This is a genomic window from Alcanivorax sp. HI0044 (assembly GCF_001634945.1).
In genome coordinates this window covers 1-1,205 of sequence record NZ_LWEZ01000009.1, presented here as the reverse complement: position 1 = coordinate 1,205, position 1,205 = coordinate 1, and the positions used below count along the sequence as shown (strand labels likewise).

The 1,205-nt window shown below is 60.3% G+C and carries 1 protein-coding gene and 1 pseudogene; one reads left to right on the top strand and one right to left on the bottom strand.

Features of this window, described 5'->3' with window-relative positions:
• The coding region (locus A3730_RS00100; RefSeq protein WP_156500684.1) for a PKD domain-containing protein at positions 1 to 882 on the top strand (882 nt) is incomplete at its 5' end.
• Between the two features lie 127 nt (positions 883 to 1,009).
• On the opposite strand, the pseudogene A3730_RS30770 reads toward A3730_RS00100, so the two are convergent.
• Positions 1,010 to 1,205, bottom strand: a pseudogene (locus A3730_RS30770) (cryptochrome/photolyase family protein); the annotation flags it as partial.

Sequence of the window (1,205 nt, the reverse complement as noted above, 5' to 3'; positions counted from 1 at the left end):
GCGACTACCCGCCAGGACCAACGTTCCTCCTTTTCCAACTTCGGCGCCTGCGTGGATCTGTTCGCACCGGGTAGCGACATCACCTCGGCCTGGTATCAGTCAGATACCCAGACCGCCAGCCTGAATGGCACCTCCATGGCCGCGCCGCATGCCGCCGGTGCGGCTGCCTTGTATCTGGGTGCCAACCCCAGTGCCACTCCCGGTGCTGTGAATGTGGCACTGGTGGACGACACCGTCACCGGCGCCATCAGCAATGCGGGCAACCAGTCGCCCAACCGTTTACTGCAGATCACTCAGCAGGACGGCTCCGGGATTGACCGCCTGCCGACCGCAGCCTTCACCGCGGATTGCGCGGGCACGGTTTGTGAGCTGGATGCCAGCGGCTCCAGCGATGATGTGGCCGTAGCGGCCTGGGACTGGACCCTGGGGGACGGCAATGTGGCCAGTGGCGAACAGATCACTCACGACTACGGAGTGGATGGCGAATTCACCGTGACCCTGACGGTCACCGACACCGCCAACCAGACCGGCAGCACCGACCAGACCGTAAGCGTGGGAACAGAAACCTCCCCCTGCCCGGACTGCACCCGCTATGAAGGCCAGCTGAACAACGGTGGCTCTGCGATCCTGCCGTCCAACGGTTTCAACTTTTCCGGCGGGCAGATTGACGCCTGGCTGTATAGCCCGGCGGGCGCCAGCTTCACCGTGACCCTGCAAGCACAAAGCTGCTTCCTGTTCTTCTGCGGCTGGAACAACGTGACCACCGCCAGCCCACAAGGTGGTGTAGCCGAGATCCATACCAATGTGAACAGCGGGTACTACCGCTGGCAGGTACAGGCCCAGAGCGGTGCCGGTGCCTATACGCTACTCACCAATCCGTAAGTTTTTCTGCCTACGGTTTCGCCGGCGTCAACCTCCTGGTGCGCCGGCTTTTTTGTACCTGATAAAGAGGAGCATCATGCTTCACGCTGCAAGCAACACGGCGAAAACAGCCCGTGATCACCTTAACTCATAACGCATCCGGGTCCGCCAACAACGATTCCGCCCGCGCCAGAATGGCATCCACCTTCGCCGTATCCATCCGATTCAGATTCCCGTAGATCATTTTCATGCGATGATTGCCGGCAAACTGTTTGCGATGGCGATGAATAAAGTGCCAGTAAAGGCTGTTGAACGGGCAGCTTTCGGATTCGCTGGCAGTCTTT